Below are 255 nucleotides of genomic sequence, written 5' to 3' on the forward strand. Positions count from 1 at the left end.
TTTTCCAATCATGGGCCGGTTTTCCCCAATTGGCTGTTATGTTGCGCAATCCCAGCCAAATCAGTTTGGTCGCTGCGTCATCATTTGGGAAATGCCCGCGAGTCTTGATGACCTTGCGTAGCTGGGCGTTGATGCTCTCGATGGCGTTGGTGGTGTAAATCACCTTTCTGATGGCCGGTGGGAAGACGAAAAATGGAATCACTCGATCCCAGGCGCGTCTCCAGGCAGCCACCACCGTTGGATATTTCTCGCCCC

Annotated in this window: 1 protein-coding gene; it reads right to left on the bottom strand. The window is 53.7% G+C overall.

Features of this window, described 5'->3' with window-relative positions:
* On the bottom strand, window positions 1–255 hold a 255-nt coding region (locus WCE05_RS26540; protein WP_368816910.1), incomplete at both ends, for a transposase.

This window comes from Pseudomonas sp. I2, assembly GCF_040984075.1.
Classification (GTDB): Bacteria; Pseudomonadota; Gammaproteobacteria; order Pseudomonadales; family Pseudomonadaceae; genus Aquipseudomonas; species Aquipseudomonas guariconensis_B.